This is a genomic window from Arcicella rigui, from assembly GCF_034929435.1.
In the GTDB taxonomy this organism is placed as follows: Bacteria; Bacteroidota; Bacteroidia; order Cytophagales; family Spirosomataceae; genus Arcicella; species Arcicella rigui.
This window is the reverse complement of the sequence record NZ_JAYFUM010000005.1, coordinates 139492-158199: the sequence shown is the minus strand read 5'-3', so window position 1 is coordinate 158199 and position 18708 is coordinate 139492. Positions and strand designations below refer to the sequence as shown.

At 36.3% G+C, this 18708-nt stretch carries 16 protein-coding genes; 10 read left to right on the top strand and 6 right to left on the bottom strand.

The features are described 5' to 3' along the window. Positions 1-5 precede the first annotated feature (5 nt). Together VB248_RS04215 and VB248_RS04210 are read left to right on the top strand one after the other, a co-directional pair. The gene (locus VB248_RS04215) at positions 6-3257 is read left to right on the top strand and encodes a hypothetical protein (protein ID WP_323295489.1); all 3252 of its coding nucleotides are present in this window, start codon (positions 6-8) and stop codon (positions 3255-3257) included. A 17-nt stretch (positions 3258-3274) separates the two neighbouring features. Then, on the top strand, positions 3275-4924 hold the full coding sequence (locus VB248_RS04210) for a CotH kinase family protein (protein ID WP_323295488.1): 1650 nt from the start codon (positions 3275-3277) through the stop codon (positions 4922-4924). Here VB248_RS04210 and VB248_RS04205 read toward each other — a convergent pair. From VB248_RS04205 to VB248_RS04180, 6 genes are all read right to left on the bottom strand, one after another. Beyond that, on the bottom strand, positions 4914-5429 hold the full coding sequence (locus VB248_RS04205) for a hypothetical protein (protein WP_323295487.1): 516 nt from the start codon (positions 5427-5429) through the stop codon (positions 4914-4916). The genes VB248_RS04210 and VB248_RS04205 overlap by 11 nt on opposite strands. A gap of 54 nt (positions 5430-5483) precedes the next feature. After that, complete coding sequence (locus VB248_RS04200; protein ID WP_323295486.1) at positions 5484-6221, bottom strand: dioxygenase family protein; 738 nt, start codon at positions 6219-6221, stop codon at positions 5484-5486. Between the two features lie 81 nt (positions 6222-6302). Then, positions 6303-7013, bottom strand: a complete 711-nt coding sequence (locus VB248_RS04195; protein ID WP_323295485.1) for a pirin family protein — start codon at positions 7011-7013, stop codon at positions 6303-6305. A 131-nt stretch (positions 7014-7144) separates the two neighbouring features. Then, positions 7145-7831 carry a LytR/AlgR family response regulator transcription factor gene (locus VB248_RS04190; RefSeq protein ID WP_323295484.1) on the bottom strand — a complete coding sequence of 229 codons (687 nt, stop codon included), beginning with the start codon at positions 7829-7831 and terminating at the stop codon, positions 7145-7147. Between the two features lies 1 nt (position 7832). Further along, the gene (locus VB248_RS04185) at positions 7833-8891 is read right to left on the bottom strand and encodes a sensor histidine kinase (RefSeq protein WP_323295483.1); all 1059 of its coding nucleotides are present in this window, start codon (positions 8889-8891) and stop codon (positions 7833-7835) included. An 11-nt stretch (positions 8892-8902) separates the two neighbouring features. Then, complete coding sequence (locus VB248_RS04180) at positions 8903-9325, bottom strand: (4Fe-4S)-binding protein (protein ID WP_323295482.1); 423 nt, start codon at positions 9323-9325, stop codon at positions 8903-8905. Between the two features lie 99 nt (positions 9326-9424). Here VB248_RS04180 and VB248_RS04175 point away from each other — a divergent pair, with 99 nt between their 5' ends. The 8 genes from VB248_RS04175 (at position 9425) to VB248_RS04140 (ending at position 18670) form a co-directional block, all read left to right on the top strand. Further along, positions 9425-10696 carry a glutamate-5-semialdehyde dehydrogenase gene (locus VB248_RS04175; protein ID WP_323295481.1) on the top strand — a complete coding sequence of 424 codons (1272 nt, stop codon included), beginning with the start codon at positions 9425-9427 and terminating at the stop codon, positions 10694-10696. Positions 10697-10911: 215 nt separating this feature from the next. After that, entirely contained in the window at positions 10912-11691 is a 780-nt protein-coding gene (locus tag VB248_RS04170) for an RMD1 family protein (RefSeq protein WP_323295480.1), read from the top strand. A gap of 65 nt (positions 11692-11756) precedes the next feature. Next, on the top strand, positions 11757-12341 hold the full coding sequence (locus VB248_RS04165) for a porin family protein (RefSeq protein WP_323295479.1): 585 nt from the start codon (positions 11757-11759) through the stop codon (positions 12339-12341). Between the two features lie 128 nt (positions 12342-12469). After that, positions 12470-14176, top strand: coding sequence for a DNA polymerase III subunit gamma/tau (locus VB248_RS04160; protein WP_323295478.1), 1707 nt, complete (start codon positions 12470-12472; stop codon positions 14174-14176). 249 nt (positions 14177-14425) lie between these two features. After that, positions 14426-15514 carry an MBL fold metallo-hydrolase gene (locus VB248_RS04155; RefSeq protein ID WP_323295477.1) on the top strand — a complete coding sequence of 363 codons (1089 nt, stop codon included), beginning with the start codon at positions 14426-14428 and terminating at the stop codon, positions 15512-15514. Positions 15515-15656: 142 nt separating this feature from the next. After that, positions 15657-16037 carry a BlaI/MecI/CopY family transcriptional regulator gene (locus tag VB248_RS04150; protein ID WP_323295476.1) on the top strand — a complete coding sequence of 127 codons (381 nt, stop codon included), beginning with the start codon at positions 15657-15659 and terminating at the stop codon, positions 16035-16037. Positions 16038-16392: 355 nt separating this feature from the next. Continuing rightward, positions 16393-16890 (top strand): ExbD/TolR family protein, encoded by a 498-nt coding sequence (locus tag VB248_RS04145; RefSeq protein WP_323295475.1) that lies wholly within the window; start codon positions 16393-16395, stop codon positions 16888-16890. 52 nt (positions 16891-16942) lie between these two features. After that, the gene (locus VB248_RS04140) at positions 16943-18670 is read left to right on the top strand and encodes a TonB family protein (RefSeq protein ID WP_323295474.1); all 1728 of its coding nucleotides are present in this window, start codon (positions 16943-16945) and stop codon (positions 18668-18670) included. Positions 18671-18708: the final 38 nt, after the last annotated feature.

The following is an 18708-nucleotide window of genomic DNA, read 5'->3' as shown; positions in this document are numbered from 1 at the left end:
AAACAATGAGAAAATTATTACCAATATTTTTTATTCTGACTACTTCTTACTCGTTTGCTCAGAATTTTTTACCTACACAAGAACCTTTCGGTAAAAACCGTATTCAATACCGTCCGTTCAAATGGAAAGTATTGGCTTCACAGAATTTTGAAATTTACTTTTATGAAGGTGGACAAGCTACTGCCACTTTAGCTGCCCAATTGGCCGAATCTGAATTCGACCGCATTACCGAAATTTTAGGCTACTCTCCTTTTACGAAAACAAAAATTTTCGTTTACAATGCTACGCAAGACCTCAACCAAAGTAATGTAGGCTTGAAACTTTCGAGCGAAAAAGAAATTCGTGAAGAAAATTTATCAAAATCTCGTGTAGAAGTTGCCTATACTGGTAGTGCCTCAAGTTTTAAGAAAAAGCTTGCCAAAGAGATTTCACAAGTATTTGTACATGATATGCTTTATGGCGGAAGTGTGAAAGAATCTTTACAAAATTCATTATTACTCAGTGTACCCGAATGGTATCTCAACGGTATTACAAGCTACATCGCCGAGGGTTGGAGTACGGAAATGGACACTTATATGCGTGATGCCATCACGAATAAATATATTAAAAAGCCCAATTTTACTACTGATAAAGAAGCCGAATTGGTCGGTCAGTCTATTTGGAATTACATTGCTGAAAAGTACGGAAAAGATAATATTGCTAATATTTTAAACCTTACTCGTATTATCAGAAACGAGCAAACGTCTATTTCAAGCAGTATCGGAATGCCTTACAGCCGATTCATCAAAGAATGGCGTGAGTATTATACCAGCGGAGCTGAACAAGTAAATAGTAGCTACCAGAACAATAAATATGATTTTAAGATTGACGAAGATAAATTCAATAGCAGTAGTAAAATCAGTAAGTTTAAAATTAGCCCTGACGGAGCTTTTATTGCTTATTCTCGTAATGAACTTGGGAAATCAAGTGTTGAAATTTTAGATGTAAAAACGAAAAAAAGAGCCTTATTGCTTACTTCTGGCTTCAAAACATTGAAGCAAGCAGTGGATTATAATACGCCACTTTTATCTTGGACGAAAGGCGGAACTTTAGCGGTGATATATGAAAATCAGGGTGATATGGTTTTAAGTATTTATTCTGATATTACTTCTAAAGATTTAACAGGGAAATTTTTCGCCAGAAAAATCTTAAAGGATTTCGACCAAGTACAAGATTTTGATATTGCTGATAATGGAACTTCCATAATTATGAGTGCCATCAGTAAAGGACAAAACGACTTGTTTTTGTACGAAGTATCAAGAGGTAGAGTGCAACAACTTACCAACGATTTGTACGATGACCTTTGTCCACAATTTGTTGGAAATGCAGGAAAAGTGATTTTCACGTCCAATCGTTTGAAAGACACTTTAGATGCCGACAAAGGAACTTATAAAAGCGTGAACAACCGTTTTGATTTGTACCTACACGAAGGTAAACCACAAGCAACTAAATTAAAACGTTTGGTAGATTCGTTAGGAACAATTTCACGTCCGATTGTTACCGACGGAAGTACCGTATATTTCCTAAGCGACGAGAAAGGCATTAGAAATATTTATCGATTAGTTGCGGGTGATTCTACCGTTACGCAAGTATCAAATTTCAAAAATGACATTGACGATTTTGACTATACCGCTACTACCAATAGTTTGGTTTACAAATCATTAGAAAACAATCAAGAAATTATTGTTTATCTGGCAAATGCTGATTTTAGTAATAAAGTAAATCTTCCGCATACTCTCAGAAATGTTCGCTTGTACGGAATTCAACAGAGCAGTCAAGCCAATATCTCTACAAATAGTCATAATGAAGAAGATACAAAAACCACTAAAGTTGAACCCAATAATACTCCTAACAAAAACCCTAAAATTGTATTCGAGAAAGGCGAAATAGATACTGATAATTATGCTTTTGATAATCCTTCGGTAAGTAAAACGCCTACGACGAATAGCAACGAAAACGTTAAAAAGAACAGAGTAGAAAAAATCATTTCAGCAAAACAAAGCCGAAAAGACAATATCAAAATAAAAGCACCTGTTGACTACAACAATCCATTTGTGGTAAATAATACTGATTTAGATTTCTTGATAGACCCACTTCCACAGAGAGGTTTTGGACTAAAAGGAACAATCAATATGAATGATTTATTAGAAAATCATCATTTACAAGGAGGCGTTTTTGTAACTCCTAATCTAAAAAATTCTGACTTCTGGGGCGAATACGCTTACTTGGCAAACAGAATTGATTATGGCATTCGATTTGACAGAAGAATCATTAATGAAGAAAGCGAAAGTGTATTGAAGAAGTATCATTTCAATAGATTATCGGTTTCGGCAACGTATCCAATCAATACCAATACACGAGTATCATTTTCGCCATCATATACTTCAAACAGATTTTTGGATTTGGTTAACCTAAGTACTCCTGATGGTTTTTCAAATTACCTCGGTGGAAAAGTTGAATTTGTTTACGACAATACCATTAGCACTGCTTTGAATACACTGGAAGGTACTCGTTTCAGAGCTCGTTTTGAACATTACTCAGGCTTGGCAAATAAGACTGACGGATTTGATAGACTTTATGTTGACCTTCGTCATTACATCAAAATTGGAAAAGGAATCGTGTTGGCTGGACGCTTCTCTGGTGGGCACTCTTTTGGATTTTCGCCCAAACAAACTGTCATGGGCGGTATGGACAACTGGTTAAATATTCAATACGAAACTCGTAATGATACTGGTAACCCCTTTAATCCTTTAGAAGCTAACAGTACCAGTGCCAAAGTAGATAATAAAGATGTTTTCTTCTTAGATTATGCCACTCCGCTCCGTGGATTTAATATCAATAAATTATCAGGCGTAAGCCATTTGTTATTCAATGCTGAAATTCGTATTCCAGTTGCCAAGTATCTATACAATGGCACTATTTACAGTAATTTCTTCAAAAACTTACAATTTATTGGCTTTACAGATGTTGGCTCTGCCTGGACAGGAGCAAGTCCATTTGCCAGAAAAAATGGTTTCAATACCATTATTGTAGGAGGTTCGCCAAATCCATTCCAAGCCACAGTGACCGACTTCCGTAATCCATTTTTAATTGGTTATGGTGTAGGAGCAAGAACTACCATATTCGGATATTTTGTGAAGTATGACCTTGGTTGGGGGGTAGATAATAAAGAAGTAAAAACTCCGATTTCTTATATAACTTTAGGGTATGATTTCTAAATTATCCTAAATTTTATATGAATAAGAATATTTCAAACTTCGTAATAGCTTTATTACTAAGTACGTCTTTTTGTTTTGGACAAAGTCTGACAAGTTCAAATCTTCCTATTTTAAAGATAAATACCAATGGCAACGCTATTCCAGATGAGCCAAAAATATTAGCTAATATAGAATTTATACACAATGGCAATGGTCGTTTGAATAACGTAAACGACCCTGCCAATGTCTATAAAGGATTGGCAGGTATCGAACAAAGAGGCTCTTCTTCCAGAGAACTTTTCCCTAAAAAGCCTTACGGACTTGAAACTTGGGCTGATGTTTCAGGAAAAAGCTTAAAAATCAACCCTTTGGGATTACCAGAAGAATCCGACTGGGTTTTGAATGCTTCTTATAATGACAAAACCTTTCTGAGAGACGTACTCACTTACGACTTAGTAAACAAAATGGGGCGATATGCCACCCGTACTCGTTATTGCGAAGTAGTACTTAACAATAACTATGAAGGTTTGTACATTTTGATGGAAAAAATCAAAAAAGATAAAAACAGAGTTGATATTTCTACCCTAAAATCTACTGATAATACAGGCGACGATGTAACGGGCGGATATATTATTAAAATTGACAAAACGTCTGGTGCTACTTCAAAAAGCTGGACAAATACGAATGTAACTCCTTTTGGCAATTCCAAAACTTTTTTTCAAGTTGAATACCCAAAATTTGCAGATATTACAACACAGCAATTCGACTATATCAAAAATTATGTCAATAATTTTGAAACAGCTCTTTTAGCTCCAGACTTTGATAGCCCAGTAGCAAAATGGCGAGAAATGTGCGACATTGATACTTTTGTTGATTATTTTTTAATTACTGAATTTGTAAAAAATGTAGATGGCTATCGTTTGAGTGCTTATTTCTACAAAGAGAAAAATACCAAAGGCGGTAAAATTAAAATGGGTCCAGCTTGGGACTATAACTTGGCTTTTGGCAATGCAGATTATTATGATGGATATAAAACATCTGGTTGGCAATACAAAATTAATGACATCGCTATTCCACAAGGTGATGTTTTTCCTGCTCCTTTCTGGTGGCAACGTTTAGCACAAGATTCTGAATTTAAGGCAAAAGCTGCCAACCGTTGGATAGCCTTACGAAAAACTATTTTCAAAACTGAGACTATTAATTCGTGGATAGACTCTGCGGCAGCTCCTTTGCAAGACGCTCTAAAGAGAAATTTCAGCCGATGGCCAAATGTAATGGGCAAATATGTTTGGCCAAATTACTATATTGGAAGTACCTACCAAAACGAAGTAGATTTCTTGAAAGATTGGATTCGTACTCGTACTTCTTGGTTAGATTCACAATTTAGCGAGTTTGGTTTAACACTTGCCAACGAACCTTTTCAATCCAAAGAAACACCGCTTAAAGTTCTGAAAAACCCTATCGAAAATGATTCAAAAATTGAATATCAAGTTTTCAAAAAAGGGAAAGTCACACTTTCGCTGTATGATTTAAACGGGAAAGTAGTTCAACTATTGGTGGACGAAATTCAAAGTACTGATACTTATCTGCTACCTATCAATGCCGACAATCTATCAAAAGGTACTTATATTTTAGATTATCAGTTAGATGGCATTCCAGTAGAACGAGCAAAACTTATTAAACAATAGGCTTGAAATACGCAATCGACAAACGGTTTTGCATTTTGTACATCAATGTTTCTAAACCTTCTGAAAGGTTTTGGAGGTTTTCGTCTAAAGAAATTAGGTAATGACCTTCCCAAATATCAATCAAAGAAAGTACGGGGGTATAAAAGGTAAGACCAATTTCGTGGGCTTTGATGTCCTTGATGTTTGAGTCAATAATGTCTAATTGACAATAATTGAAGGGCATAAAATTATTACCCAAAGTATCAGCCAAGTGATATATTTTACCTTTCCATTGTAAAATATAAGGATGTGCCGCCGTACTTACCAAAAAATGTAATTGCTCTGCTTTTTCATTTTTGCTCAGTAACTCCTTAAAAGTAAGGGCGGGTTGGGCTTTATCATTAAACAATTGGGCTTGCATCAGAAATTCTTGGTAAGTACTTTCCCATAAGTACTTCTCCCAAGCAGTGCTGGAATGTTGATTGATAACAATCCGATAAGCAAATCTTACGTTTCCTTTTGGCATGGTATAAGAAAAACCTCCAAGTAATTGACGAACAATACTTGGAGGTTGGTCAATTTAAGCTTTAACATAAATAATATGAGTAAGTACATAGCCTGCTGAAGCACTTCCTGTAACGGTTGCCAACTCATTGGTAAAACCATCTCCGAAAACATTATCACTGGCATTTTTAGTATCTGCCTGTCCATGACTGGCATAAACTCCTTGTGCGTACACAACAGCACTTACATCTTCTGGGAATGCAATTTGTGTTACTAACAATGAAGTACCTGAGCTATTATAAATATGTACGTGAATATGAGGTGCTCTTGACGAATACCAGCCCGGATAAATACTTGTAAAAGCCGCCAAACCTGTTGAGTCTGTACTTTGTCTGCCTCTTAGGAAGTTTACAGAAGTATAATCGGTCTTTTGCATATTTGTTCCGCCATATTGCGAGTACTCGCCTGCGGCATCACAATGCCAAATATCAACAATCGCATTGGCTAAAATTTCACAGCTATTGTTCACATTTCTAATATAAATATTAATCGTCAGCGGTGTTCCTTTTCTGTCAGAAGTAATGTCTTTGATGACTAAAGAAGAAGGCGTTTTTGTTGGAAAAGGGCCTTCGGTTTCTGCATTTGTTACCGAACAACTTGAAGGTGTTGTAGTGGTAGTTGTACCGCTGGTAGTAGTAGTGGTGGTACTTGCAGCCGTAATTTCTTCTTCTTTACAAGCAGCTAAAATGGGTACTGCAATGGCGGCTGTACCAAGTGAGCCAAAGCTTCTTTTTAAAAAATCAATTCTTTTCATTTTATAATTAATTTAAGGGGTTTCATTATAAGAAAATTGTGAGTGATGAATTTTGAATGAGGAGTTTTATTACTGATTTGTTTACTTTAAGGGTATTTCTAATAACAGCAATACAGCTTCATTTGAAAGGGCTTCAAATTCAACTACTGCGTTTTCAAGCTCAGAGAAATTCCATAATGCCAAAGCGTCTTTGGGATGCAAAAGCCTGTCTTGCACTTCAAAAACTCCAGCAATCGCAAAAACAAAAACACCATTTCGGGGATTTTTCAAGCTGTAAGAACCATCGGTTCGTCCATCATATTGACCAATAAAAATTGTATCTCGTTGCGTAGTAATTGGCAAAAGCTCGTTTTTAGTCGAAAGATTAAAACTGACAATTTTCGTAGTATCTTCAAGCGTTGATGATACTTCTTCCACACGAAGCCAAATCTGTAAAAAGCTCACCGTTTCAGCCTGATACGGGTTACAGATTTCATATTCTGAATCTTTTTTTCCTAAAAAAAACACTACTTGTTCTGTTCCTAAAAACTCGCTTTCTACACCTTTGCGTTTTAGTTCTATTCCACCTACAAGAGGCAAAATCATCACCTTGCAATCTTCTTGAATTTGCATTTTGAGGCTTTCGCCAGCCACAAGTACATCTTCGTTGAAAACTTTTAAGCCACCAAAAGGCACTCTACTTTCATCAAAATATTGCCCATAATTGAAAGTATGGAAACTGTTGAATCCAGTACCAGCCGAAAAACCTCGCTGTTCGTGTAAGTAAATTCTACCCTCAGTTTGAAGAAGCATGATTGCGTAATATTAAATTTTCCGATTTGCCAGAGAATACGCTAAATCGAGAATCAATATTACGAGAATGAGAAGAATTGAGGTAAATGCAGGAATTGTAACGGAGAATGAAAAGATTGCTAAGATTAATCTTATTTAAAATGTTGAAAAAACTCTTTCTCATAACTTACGCCAATCGGGATTTCTTCATTTCCCAACTGAATCGTTTTGTTACGAACGCTATCAATTCGAGCAAAAGGTACAATAAACGAGCGGTGTACTCTGATGTACTCTTTTTCGGGTAGTTTTTCAAGCATGGCTTTCATCGTTATTCTGGCAACAATGGGCTTTGCATTTTGAAGGTGAATTTTGAGATAATCGTCCAAACCTTCGATGTATAAAATCTGATTCAAGGCAATTTTATGAAGGCTATAATCTGCCCGAATAAAAATATACTGCTCTGTTTCAGCTTGAGTTTTTTCTTGAGTTTTGAATAAATAATGAGCTTTATTGACACCTTGTAGAAAACGTTCGAAAGTAAATGGTTTCAATAAATAATCGACGGCATTCAGATTAAAACCTTCAACGGCATACTCCGAAAAAGCAGTTGTAAAAATCACCAAAGTATTCTTTTTCAATGATTTATACAATTCGATTCCCGTCAGTGCAGGCATATTGATGTCTAAAAAAAGTAAATCTATGTCATTTTCGGCAAGATACCGAAGGGCTTCATTGGGTTTGTGAAAGGTCTTTTCTAAAGTAACAAAGTCTAACTTCTCACAGAAATTAGCAATTACTTTTAGGGCAAGTACTTCGTCGTCAATAGCAATGGCTTTCATTTTACAAGTGAATAGTTAAATGTGCTTCATAATATTTTTCTTCATCGTTGATGACTAACTCATAAGCTCCAGCATACAACAATTGAAGGCGATTGCTTGTATTCAAAATCCCGACACCACTTTTACTTTCTTCAGAAAGATGAATGCTTACTTTGTTATTAAAAACATACAATTTGAGCATATTTTCAACAATCGAAATATCAATTTTTATGACTGAATCTTCTTCGGCATTGATGCCGTGTTTGAAGGCATTTTCGATAAAAGGAATCAAAATAAGTGGAGCTATTTTTTTGCCAAACGTTGTTCCCGAAATCGAAAAACTAAGATTGATTGTGTCTTCAAAGCGAATACTTTGCAAATCTATGTAACTCCGAATGTAGGAAATTTCTTTTTCCAAAGAAACATATTCGTTCGAGGATTCGCTGAGTACATAACGCATCATTCCCGATAATTTCACTACGGCTTCGGGCGTTTTGTCTGATTTTTCTATCGCTAAAGCATAAATACTGTTGAGGGTATTGAACAAGAAATGAGGATTTATCTGTGCTTTCAGGTACGACAATTCTGCATTAAGTTTCTCTTTTTCAGTCTGTTTCCAACGATTGCTAATTCGCAACATCAAAGAAAATGAAAGCATTAACAAAAAGAAAAAAGCCTCTTGAGTTAGGATGTCTCCGCCTTCGGTTGGTGGAGGCGGAAAGCCATTTCCATGAAGCATTTTCTCAGAAGGTGGCGGAAGTGGACCTATAAAAGATTCTTTACCACGAGGTAAATCGTGCAAAAAAGCATTTGGTAAAATGATAATCAGTAAAAAAATAAAGATTTGGATTCCTGCAAAACTAAAGTATTGTCTTTTGAAAAATAAGAAGGGAATCAGCACAAAGTAGTTGACGTAAAAGTAAACAAGTAGCAAAAAGTACAAAACAAAAACCCTTATTCCCAATGGATTGAACATCTCGAAAAAGGTTTTTTCAGTACGTGACATAAATATGACTGGTAAAGACATAAAACTTACACAAGCCAAAATATGCAATACAATTTGACGATTCTTTGCACTCATTCTTTCGTTTTTTAGCCTTGAAAAGCAATTTTCACGTGCGAACCGTCACAATAAGGTTTGTGTTCAGAAGCCCCACATCTACAAAACGCCGTCGTTTGGCTTTTTGATGTTTCCTTGCCGTCTTTATCTTTTACTTTCAGATTTCCGTAAATCAAAAGTGGACCATTTTCCAGCACCTCCACCACGGTATCTGTAATTTCTTGGCTTTCTTGATTGCCTTCGTCATTCATAAAATAACTGATAGCCCCCGAAGGACAAGCCTTTACTTGTTCGATAATGGCTTCGGTTTCGCCATGTTCAAGGGCAACCCATGGGCGTTTTCTTGGATTAAAAACCCGAGGAAGTCCTTTAAAACAAATAGTTGAATGAATACATTTTGAAGGTTGCCAAACCACAGTTACTTCTCCGTTGGTATATTTCTTTTCGATTTCCATGAATTTATTGAGCTTTGTTCAAACGATATTACAAAAAATCTGAATACATTCTAAAAATCTTTCCGAACTTTACACTGAATTTTGTTAATCATAAAAACAATGGAACTTGAAACATTAACGCTTCCCAAAACCATCATTCCACTTTTAGAGCAGACACAAGCTGCTTCTGCGGAAATGAGACGTTTGACGGACGAAAAGAAAAAAGCCATTCTGAACCGTTTGGCTGTGGTTTTAGTAGAAAACAAAGCTCAAATCATTGCTGAGAATCTGAAAGATTTAGTCCGCATGGATTTATCTGACCCCAAGTACGACCGTTTGGTTTTAAACGAAAGTCGTATCGACGCATTGGCTGAAAGTATTAAAGAAATAGCGGTACTCCCCGACCCCACTGGAGCAACTTTATTAGAAAAAACTTTAGATAACGGTTTAAAAATCAAAAAAGTAGCCGTTCCGATGGGCGTAATCGGCGTTATTTATGAAGCCCGCCCGAATGTAACGGTTGATGTAACGGCTTTATGTATTCGCTCTGGAAACGCTGTGGTTTTGCGTGGTGGTTCGGATGCTTTTGATACAAATTCATACTTGGTCAATTTGATTCACCAAGTATTACAAGAGTTTGGCATCAGTACAGCTTGTATTACTTTGTTGCCAACCGACCGTGAATTGGTGAAAGAATTATTAACGGCAACTCGTTTTGTTGATTTAATTATTCCTCGTGGTTCGGCTTCTTTGATTCAGTTTGTACGAACTCATTCTTTAGTGCCAACGATTGAAACAGGTGCGGGCGTTTGTCATACTTACGTGGAAACTTCGGCAGATTTGCAAAAAGCTAAAGCGATTGTAGCAAACGCCAAAATTTCAAGACCATCGGTTTGTAATTCTTTAGAAACTATCATCGTTGACGAAGCAGTTTCAGATACATTTTTACCATTAATTATCGAAGATTTTGCCAAAGCTCAAGTAGAGATTTTTGCGGATGAAGTATCTTTTGAGGTACTTGCTCAACACGCTTATCCTTACTTACAAAAAGCTCAGGACAGCGATTTTGGTAAAGAATTTACAGATTTTAAATGTTCTATCAAAACCGTAAAAAATACGGATGAAGCTTTGGAACATATCCGTAAACACTCTACTCGTCACTCGGAAGCCATCATTACGACTAACGATGAGTTAGCCGAAAAATTCATAACCGAAGTAGATGCGGCTGCCGTTTATACCAATGCTTCCACACGCTTTACCGATGGCGGACAGTTTGGTTTGGGTGCTGAAATCGGAATTTCTACGCAAAAGCTTCACGCTCGTGGGCCTTTTGCTTTAGAAAAATTAGTGACTGAAAAGTGGCTAATTACTGGCGACGGACAGATTAGATAGAACGTGTAGAATTATGAGTTTTGAATTATGAATTATGTATTTTAACAATTTTGCAATAGGCTATGAGCTTTAGGCATTAGGCAAAATATCTATTTTCATAGTAAAAAGAGATTCTGGCTTATAGCTTAAAGCCTAAAGCAAGTTCTGTTAATATTACTTACATTGGCATTTCAAAGAAAAAATAAAGGGACGGAGCGATTCGTCCCGCTATGATTATGAAAATTGAAGCCTACCAAGTATCAGAAGTCATCAACCTTAAAAAGTTCAGAAATGAGTACACCAACGAACCGTTGCTATTCAATAATTCTGAACTTTTTTACAAACAAGAAGAAAACAAATACTGCTATTTGTTGAGCTATGGCGTAGTAGTTTTCGGAGGATTTAATGATTTAGAAAAAAGTACTTTTCTGAAATTTTTAAAGACCTTTGTTGAAGACGTAGTTACGAGCAAATTTGAAGAAAATTTCGACCTTCAGACGGAAGCTCAAACCTCACTTATTCTTCGCTATAATTCCATTACCATTCCCGAAATCACTGAAGATTCTATCAGAATCGTCATGCTAAATATCGGTCAATCCGTTGCTTTGGATTATTATGAATTCTTGACTTTAGAGATTTTTCAAGATTCGCAAAAATTCACTGACGAACTCGAACGAACAGGTACTTTCAGCCACTCTAAGAAAGATTTACTAAAATTTATCGGTAGAACGCTCAACATCAAAAATTCAATTATTGATAATCTTTACATTTTTGATGCTCCAGACATTGTGTGGGAAAACGAACATTTAGAACGCATCGACAAAGGTTTGAAGCGAAACCTTGATTTAAAAATGCGTTATCAAGATATTGACTATAAATTAAAAATCGTTCAAGAAAACCTCAAACTTTTTACAGATTTACTTCAAAACCGAGAAAGTACTCGTCTGGAATGGGTAGTCATTATCCTGATTTTGATAGAAGTATTTGACCTTTTGGTGAAGAAGTTTTTTGAGTAAATCACAACAAAATAAACCTATTTTATTTATCTTCGATTCATAAACACCCAATCATACTCACACAAATGAAAAAAACTATCCTACTCGTTCTAAGCTTAACATTTTTTTCTATCGCTACAAAAGCACAAACTCGTTTGGGCTTGAAAGGAGGTCTGAATCTGGCAAATGTTTCAGTCACTTCTGGAGCTATCAGTGCTACACCAGAATCGCTTACTTCGTTTCATGCTGGAGTACTTTTGGAAACCAGACTGACTGACAAATTACTACTTCAACCCAACTTACTCTTTTCTCAGAAAGGTTATAGAAGCGGAGCAGATACCGAAGCCAAAGTCAACTACATCGAAATCCCCGTGAATTTACTTTATGAAGCAAACAAAGATTTTACGGTCGGCATTGGTATTTATGCTGCTCATGCCCTTAGTGGAAAAGGGACTCTTAACGGAAAAGCTTACGATTATGATTTCAGTAATGGCAAAGCAAACCGCTTTGATTTGGGTGTAAACCTCATCGCAGGCTATGAGATAGTTGAAGGTATAAAGTTTAGCGTCAATTATACGATTGGCACAGCGAATATATTAGATAATGCTTACCTGAAAGAAACTAACAAAGTTTGGGGTTTTTCATTGACCAAATTTATAGGTGAAAGATAAATTTTGCTTCGCCACAGCAATAAGTTTAGCAAAACCTGCTAAACTTATTCTTTTTTAGGCTTCTATAATAAAAGCGACATCGCCCTATCTTGATTTGAAAAATCGTACACTTGTACCTACATTTGTGTATGGAAAACTTTGTCGTTTCAGCCCGAAAATATCGCCCGCAATTATTTGATTCCGTAGTTGGTCAGTCACATATCACCACTACGCTCAAAAATGCTATCCGTACCAATCACTTGGCACAGGCATTTTTATTTTGTGGCCCTCGTGGGGTCGGAAAAACCACTTGTGCCAGAATTTTAGCCAAAACTATTAACTGTGAGAACCTTAGCGAAGAAGCCGAAGCTTGTGGTGAATGCGAATCGTGCCGTTCTTTTCAGAATAATGCTTCTTTTAATATTCACGAATTGGATGCCGCTTCCAATAACTCGGTAGATGATATTCGTAGTTTGATAGACCAAGTACGTTATCCGCCACAGTCGGGCAAGTACAAAATCTATATCATTGATGAGGTTCACATGCTTTCAACCAGTGCTTTCAATGCTTTTTTGAAAACTTTGGAAGAACCGCCTTCCTATGCCATTTTTATTTTAGCCACTACCGAAAAGCATAAAATTTTACCGACGATTCTGTCTCGTTGTCAGATTTTTGATTTCAATAGAATTCAAATTCAAGACATGACGAAGCATTTATCAAAAATCGCTTCGCAAGAAGGCATTGTAGCCGATGAGGATGCTTTGGAATTGATTGCCCAAAAAGCTGACGGTGGTTTGCGTGATGCTCTTTCGATGTTTGATTTGAATGTTACTTTTTCAAAAGATAATATTCTCAGGTACTCGGAAGTATTAGATAATTTGCACATTCTGGATTATGATTATTATTTCAGAATGACTGAGGCTTTACTCAGTACCAACATCGCTGAGTCGCTCCTACTTTTTGATGAAATTTTGAAAAAAGGTTTCGACGGACATCAATTCATCGTTGGTCTTTTAGAACACTTCCGTAATCTTTTGGTTTGCAAAGACCCCGTAACCGTCAGGCTATTAGAAGTATCTGAAACCGTTCAGCAAAAGTATTTGGCACAGTCGGCAAAAGCTCCTTATTCATTTTTAGCTTCTGCCCTCAGCCTCGGTTCGGCTTGTGATTTGAATTATAAAACAGCCAAGAATCAAAAATTACACGTTGAAATTTGTTTGTTGAAATTAGCCAATATTCCCAATGTTTTGAATTTAGCCAATTTACCAGCAAAGGAGGGCGAAGGCTTGGGAAAGGACTTAGGGGCTAAGGATGCTGTAACGAAAGAAGTAGCTGCGGTGGCTACGCCTACGCCCAATCCAAATCCCCAAACTCAAATTATCAGTCCGCAAATTGGTAAATTAAGAAGTACGGCTACACTTGGCAAACCGATTGTTCAAGAACAAAAAACGGTTATTAATACCGTTCAAGAGCCACAAGTACAGCAAAACAAAGCTTTTACGCTGGAGGAATTACAAGTAGTTTGGGATGGACTCGTCAAACATTTGGAAAGTGAAAAACGTTTTAGTGAATATGTTATTCTGAACAGGGCTTTTACGTTAAACGGTACAACGATTCATTTAGAAGTAGATAATGATATTCAAGTTGACTTACTAACTACGACGCTCAGAACCGAAATACTTACGCACATCCGACAGGCTTTGCAAAATAGCAGTATTCATTTAGAAGTGGTGGTTTCGGAAGTAGAAAATACTACTTTGATTTACACGCAAGCTGATAAGTTTAAGTTCTTGGCGGAGAAAAATCCTGCCATGAATGAACTAAGAACGGTACTTGGATTGGATTATGATTATTGATAGCTGTGAGCGATTTAGCTTTGAGTTATGAGCTTTGAGCCAGCCGTTGCGTGTGTTTTCACACGCAACCGAGTTACTATCATAAAACGGCAACTAAGTTTGTGTGCGATTAGCTTTGAGCTTTGAGCAGTTGCGTAAGTTGTTAATTCTGAGTCTAAAATCTTCATTTTGAGCCGTTGCGTGTGTTTTCACACGCAACCGAGTTACTATCATAAAACGGCAACTGAATTTGAAAAAAATCTTTCCCTGATGAAACGTAGAAACTTCATTCACAAAATATTTACCCTCGCTACGGTCTCAAAAGCCAGCGGGGGTATTCTTTTTACTCAAGCTGAAAAAACGCAAATGATTAAAACTCGCACAAATAATCCTAATTTAAAAACCATTTTGGATACTTGGGAAGGTACTCCTATTGACCAAGACGGTCGTTTTATGAATCATGAATTTCCGTTTATTCACAAATTTGGAACTGTTTTTAAATGGATGACGAGCAAAAATCCTCAAAAGCAATTCAAAAAAGAAGACACTTGGCAACTGAAAGTAATCAAAAATGATACTTTCTTGACCGACCAAAACGACATCATTGTTTGGCTGGGTCATGCTTCATTTTTTATTCGTTTGAATGGAAAACAAATTTTAATCGACCCAGTTTTGGGAAAAATTCCTGCAACCAAACGTCATTCTGAATTACCTGTTTCGCCAGAAAAACTCCAAAAACTTGATTATATCTTGATTTCCCATGCCCATTATGACCATTGCGATAAAGACAGTTTAAAATTATTACAAAGCCAAAATCCAAAAGCAGTTTTCTTGACGGGTTTAAAAATGATGCCTTTACTTCGCAAATGGATTCCCAACAACGAAATCCAAGAAGCTGGTTGGTATCAACAATACCAAACCAAAGACGATTTAGAAATTTATTTTTTACCTTCAAGACATTGGTCAAATCGTTCTTTGGGTGATGCCAACGAAAGACTTTGGGGAGCGTTTGTCTTAAAAAGTAAAGAAAAAACCATTTACTTTGGCGGAGATTCGGGTTATGGTAGTCATTTCAAAGAAGTAGCTACTTTGTTTCCAAATATTGATGTAGCCATGATTGGTGCTGGGGCGTATTCGCCACGCTGGTTTATGTCGCCAAACCATCAAGACCCCGAACACGCTGTGCAGGCTTTCAACGAAACCAAAGCTAAAATAATGATTCCTTTTCATTACGGAACATTCGACCAAGCCGACGAACCGCTTTCTGAACCCGAACGGATTTTGAGGCAATTAGAAAAAGAAGGCAAAATCAATCAAAAATTAAAAATCTTGAGTATCGGCGAGAAACTATTAGTCTAAAGCGGTGGAAACATCGCTTTTTTTATGTTTTTTCAATAAAATATTACAAAAACTAAAAAAATAGTTTGTAAACTAAAATATTAGTTTTATATTTATCACAGTAAATCAAAAAACGCTATCAAATCCCCAATTATAATACAACATGCAAGCAGTAGAAAGAGAATTGACTAAAGCCGAAGAACAAATCATGCAAGTACTTTGGCAATTAGAAAAGGGCTTTGTCAAGGATGTCATTGATGAATTACCCGAACCCAAACCCGCTTACAATACCGTTTCTACCATTATCAGAATCCTTCAAGAAAAAGGTTTTGTAAGCCATAATTCATTCGGAAAATCACACGAATATTACCCTATTATCAGCAAAGAAAGTTACAGTTCATTTGCAGCCCAAAAGTTAGTAGAAGGCTATTTTGAAAACTCATTTTCAAGTTTGTTCTCTTTCTTTTCTAAAAAAGGAAAGATTGACGTAAAAGATGCCGACGAAATCTTGAACATGATTAATAAAATGAAAGAAGAAGAGTAATAAGCTATTAGCTGTGAGCAACGAGCTTTGAGATTTGAGATTTAAAATTTGAGCCATTCCCCAAAAAAATACTTGAAAAAAATGCCTAAAAGCCACAACTCATAATTCATATTTCAAAACTCATAACTAATAAACTCTGAGTACAAACGAAATTCTTTAATCTCTACATTTAACGATGAAAACCTACTCTACACCTCTAAAAATTTTTGACATAAAAATGCTACTGATGGCATGACTTAGAGTTATGCCATCAGTAAAAGGGTTTTTGTTTTTCATAAATCCGACTTCTGAAAGCTAATAGCCAGAAGCTTAATAATGCCTAAAACTCTGAAAATTAATCAAAACCAATAAAGTCATGGCTGAAATCTCCACGTCCGACAACAACAGTAAAAAAACTCGAAGTCATAAATCTTCTACAAAAATTGATATGACTCCAATGGTTGATTTAGGTTTTCTACTTATTACTTTTTTTATGCTCACTACTACCTTAGCCAAGCCAGTAATTATGCAATTGAATATGCCCGAAAAAGACGGAGAACTCAGTTCACAAGTTCGCTGCTCCGAATCTTTAACGGTGGTTTTGGACGAACAAAACAAAGTATTCTACTACCAAGGTGTTGAATGCGACCCAAAACCAAAAGAAACTGATTTTTCGGATAGAGGTATCAGACAAGTACTGTTTGATTACAAACGTAAAATTGGCGAGAATTTTACCGTCGTGATAAAATCAACCAATAAAGCAAAATATCGCAATATGATTGATTTATTAGATGAAATGAAAATTACCAATAATCGCCGTTATGCCATCGTTAATATGACCTCAGAGGACGAAAAACTATTGAGCATTAAGTAATTACCAAAAGCCCCTAAATTATTAAAAATCCGAAAAACCAAATTTTACGATTATGAATTGGCTCAGTTATCTCCTCCAAGTAAATCTGTATTTATTATTGTTTTATGGTTTCTACCAATTGCTTTTACGTTCAGAAACCTTCTTCAACCTCAATCGTGGCTACTTGATAGCCTCGGCAGCATTGGCGTTTTTTATTCCGCTGATGCAGTCGGAATGGGTGCGTAGTTGGTTTGTTACCGAACAGGTTGCTCAAACATTTTACACCATTTACGACCCCGAAGTATTTTATATCCGTTCGGGACAAACAGAGCAAACAGGTTTGACTTTAGGTGAAATTATAGCCTTTGCGTACATCACAGGAATTATTTTGGGCGTTGCTCGTTTCAGTGGCAACTTAGCCTATTTGGGGAAACTGATGAAATCAAAAACCGCTGGCGAAGAGAACAAAAGGGCCTTTTCATTTTTTAATATGCTTTTTGTGAGTAAATCGCTGAATAATCGCTCAACCATTATGAAGCACGAGTTTGTACATATCCGTCAGCTTCATTCTGCCGACATTATGTTGTTTGAACTCATCGCTATTTTCAATTGGTTCAATCCAGTTGTGTATCTCTACAAAAGTTCTATCAAACAAATTCATGAGTTCATTGCCGACGAAATTGCAAGCCGCAACGAAATCTCAAAATCACATTATGCCATGCTTCTCTTCCAAGAGCAGTTTGGCGTACAAGCTATACCGCTTACCAATAATTTTTTCAATTCTTCACTCCTAAAACTTAGAATCAGTATGTTACAAAAAGAACGTTCTACCAAAACTGCTTTGCTCAAATATGGGCTTACCGCTCCCCTATTTATGACCATGATTGTACTTTCTTCGGCTACTTTGGCAAGTAAATCATTGGCGAAGATTGAGGATAAGATTTCAGAAGTAAGTGATACTTATTTGTCTTCTGTAAAAGTTTCTTCCCAAAAATCTGGTCAACAAGTTTTATTAGAAAACGGTATTGATATTTCTGATGCACTTATTATTAGTCCAGCTTTGGCAAAAGAAATGGCTGAAGGTTATTCAAATGAAGAAATCATTAAAAAGTCGCTTCAAAGAACCTTACTCTATCCATTATCTGCCAGAAAAAATTCAATCATTGGCAAAGTTTACGTTGGCTTCACACTTGATAAATCAGGTTCGTTACAAAATATCAAAGCCTTAGAAGCACAAGACGACCGAACAGTTTTAGCCGAAGAAGTAATTCGTGCATTAAATTCTCTCAAAAACTTAAAAGCAAATGACAAAACCGAAGATTTTGTGCTTTCTGTCAATTTTGGCTTAGAAGTTAGTAATGAAAATGGCACTCGTGAATTAATACAAAATGAACCAAGCAAAGAATTCAAAGGAAGAAAAACGTTGGATGAGATAATAGTAATGGGCTATTCTGTACCTGAGAAAAGAAATATTACTAAAGACACAGTTTTTGATGGAGTTGACCATCAGGCTGAATTTCCCGGTGGAATGCCAGCTTTTGCCAAATACCTTCAAGAACATTTAAAATACCCAGCTTCTGCCCAAAGACTTAATGCTTCTGGTAAAGTATATGTTCAATTTATTGTTCGAAAAGACGGTAGTGCAAGTAATTTTGAAGTATTGAAAGGGGAAGGTTTTGGCATGGATGAAGAAGCTGTACGAGTGTTAGAAAGTGTTCCAAGATGGGAAGCTGGTATTCATCAAGGTAAAAAAGTGGACAGCCGTTTTACAGTTCCAATTAAATTTGTGCTTTCTGAGTAAAAAATAACCTTTTATTTTATTTGGAAAGAGAAGAAGTT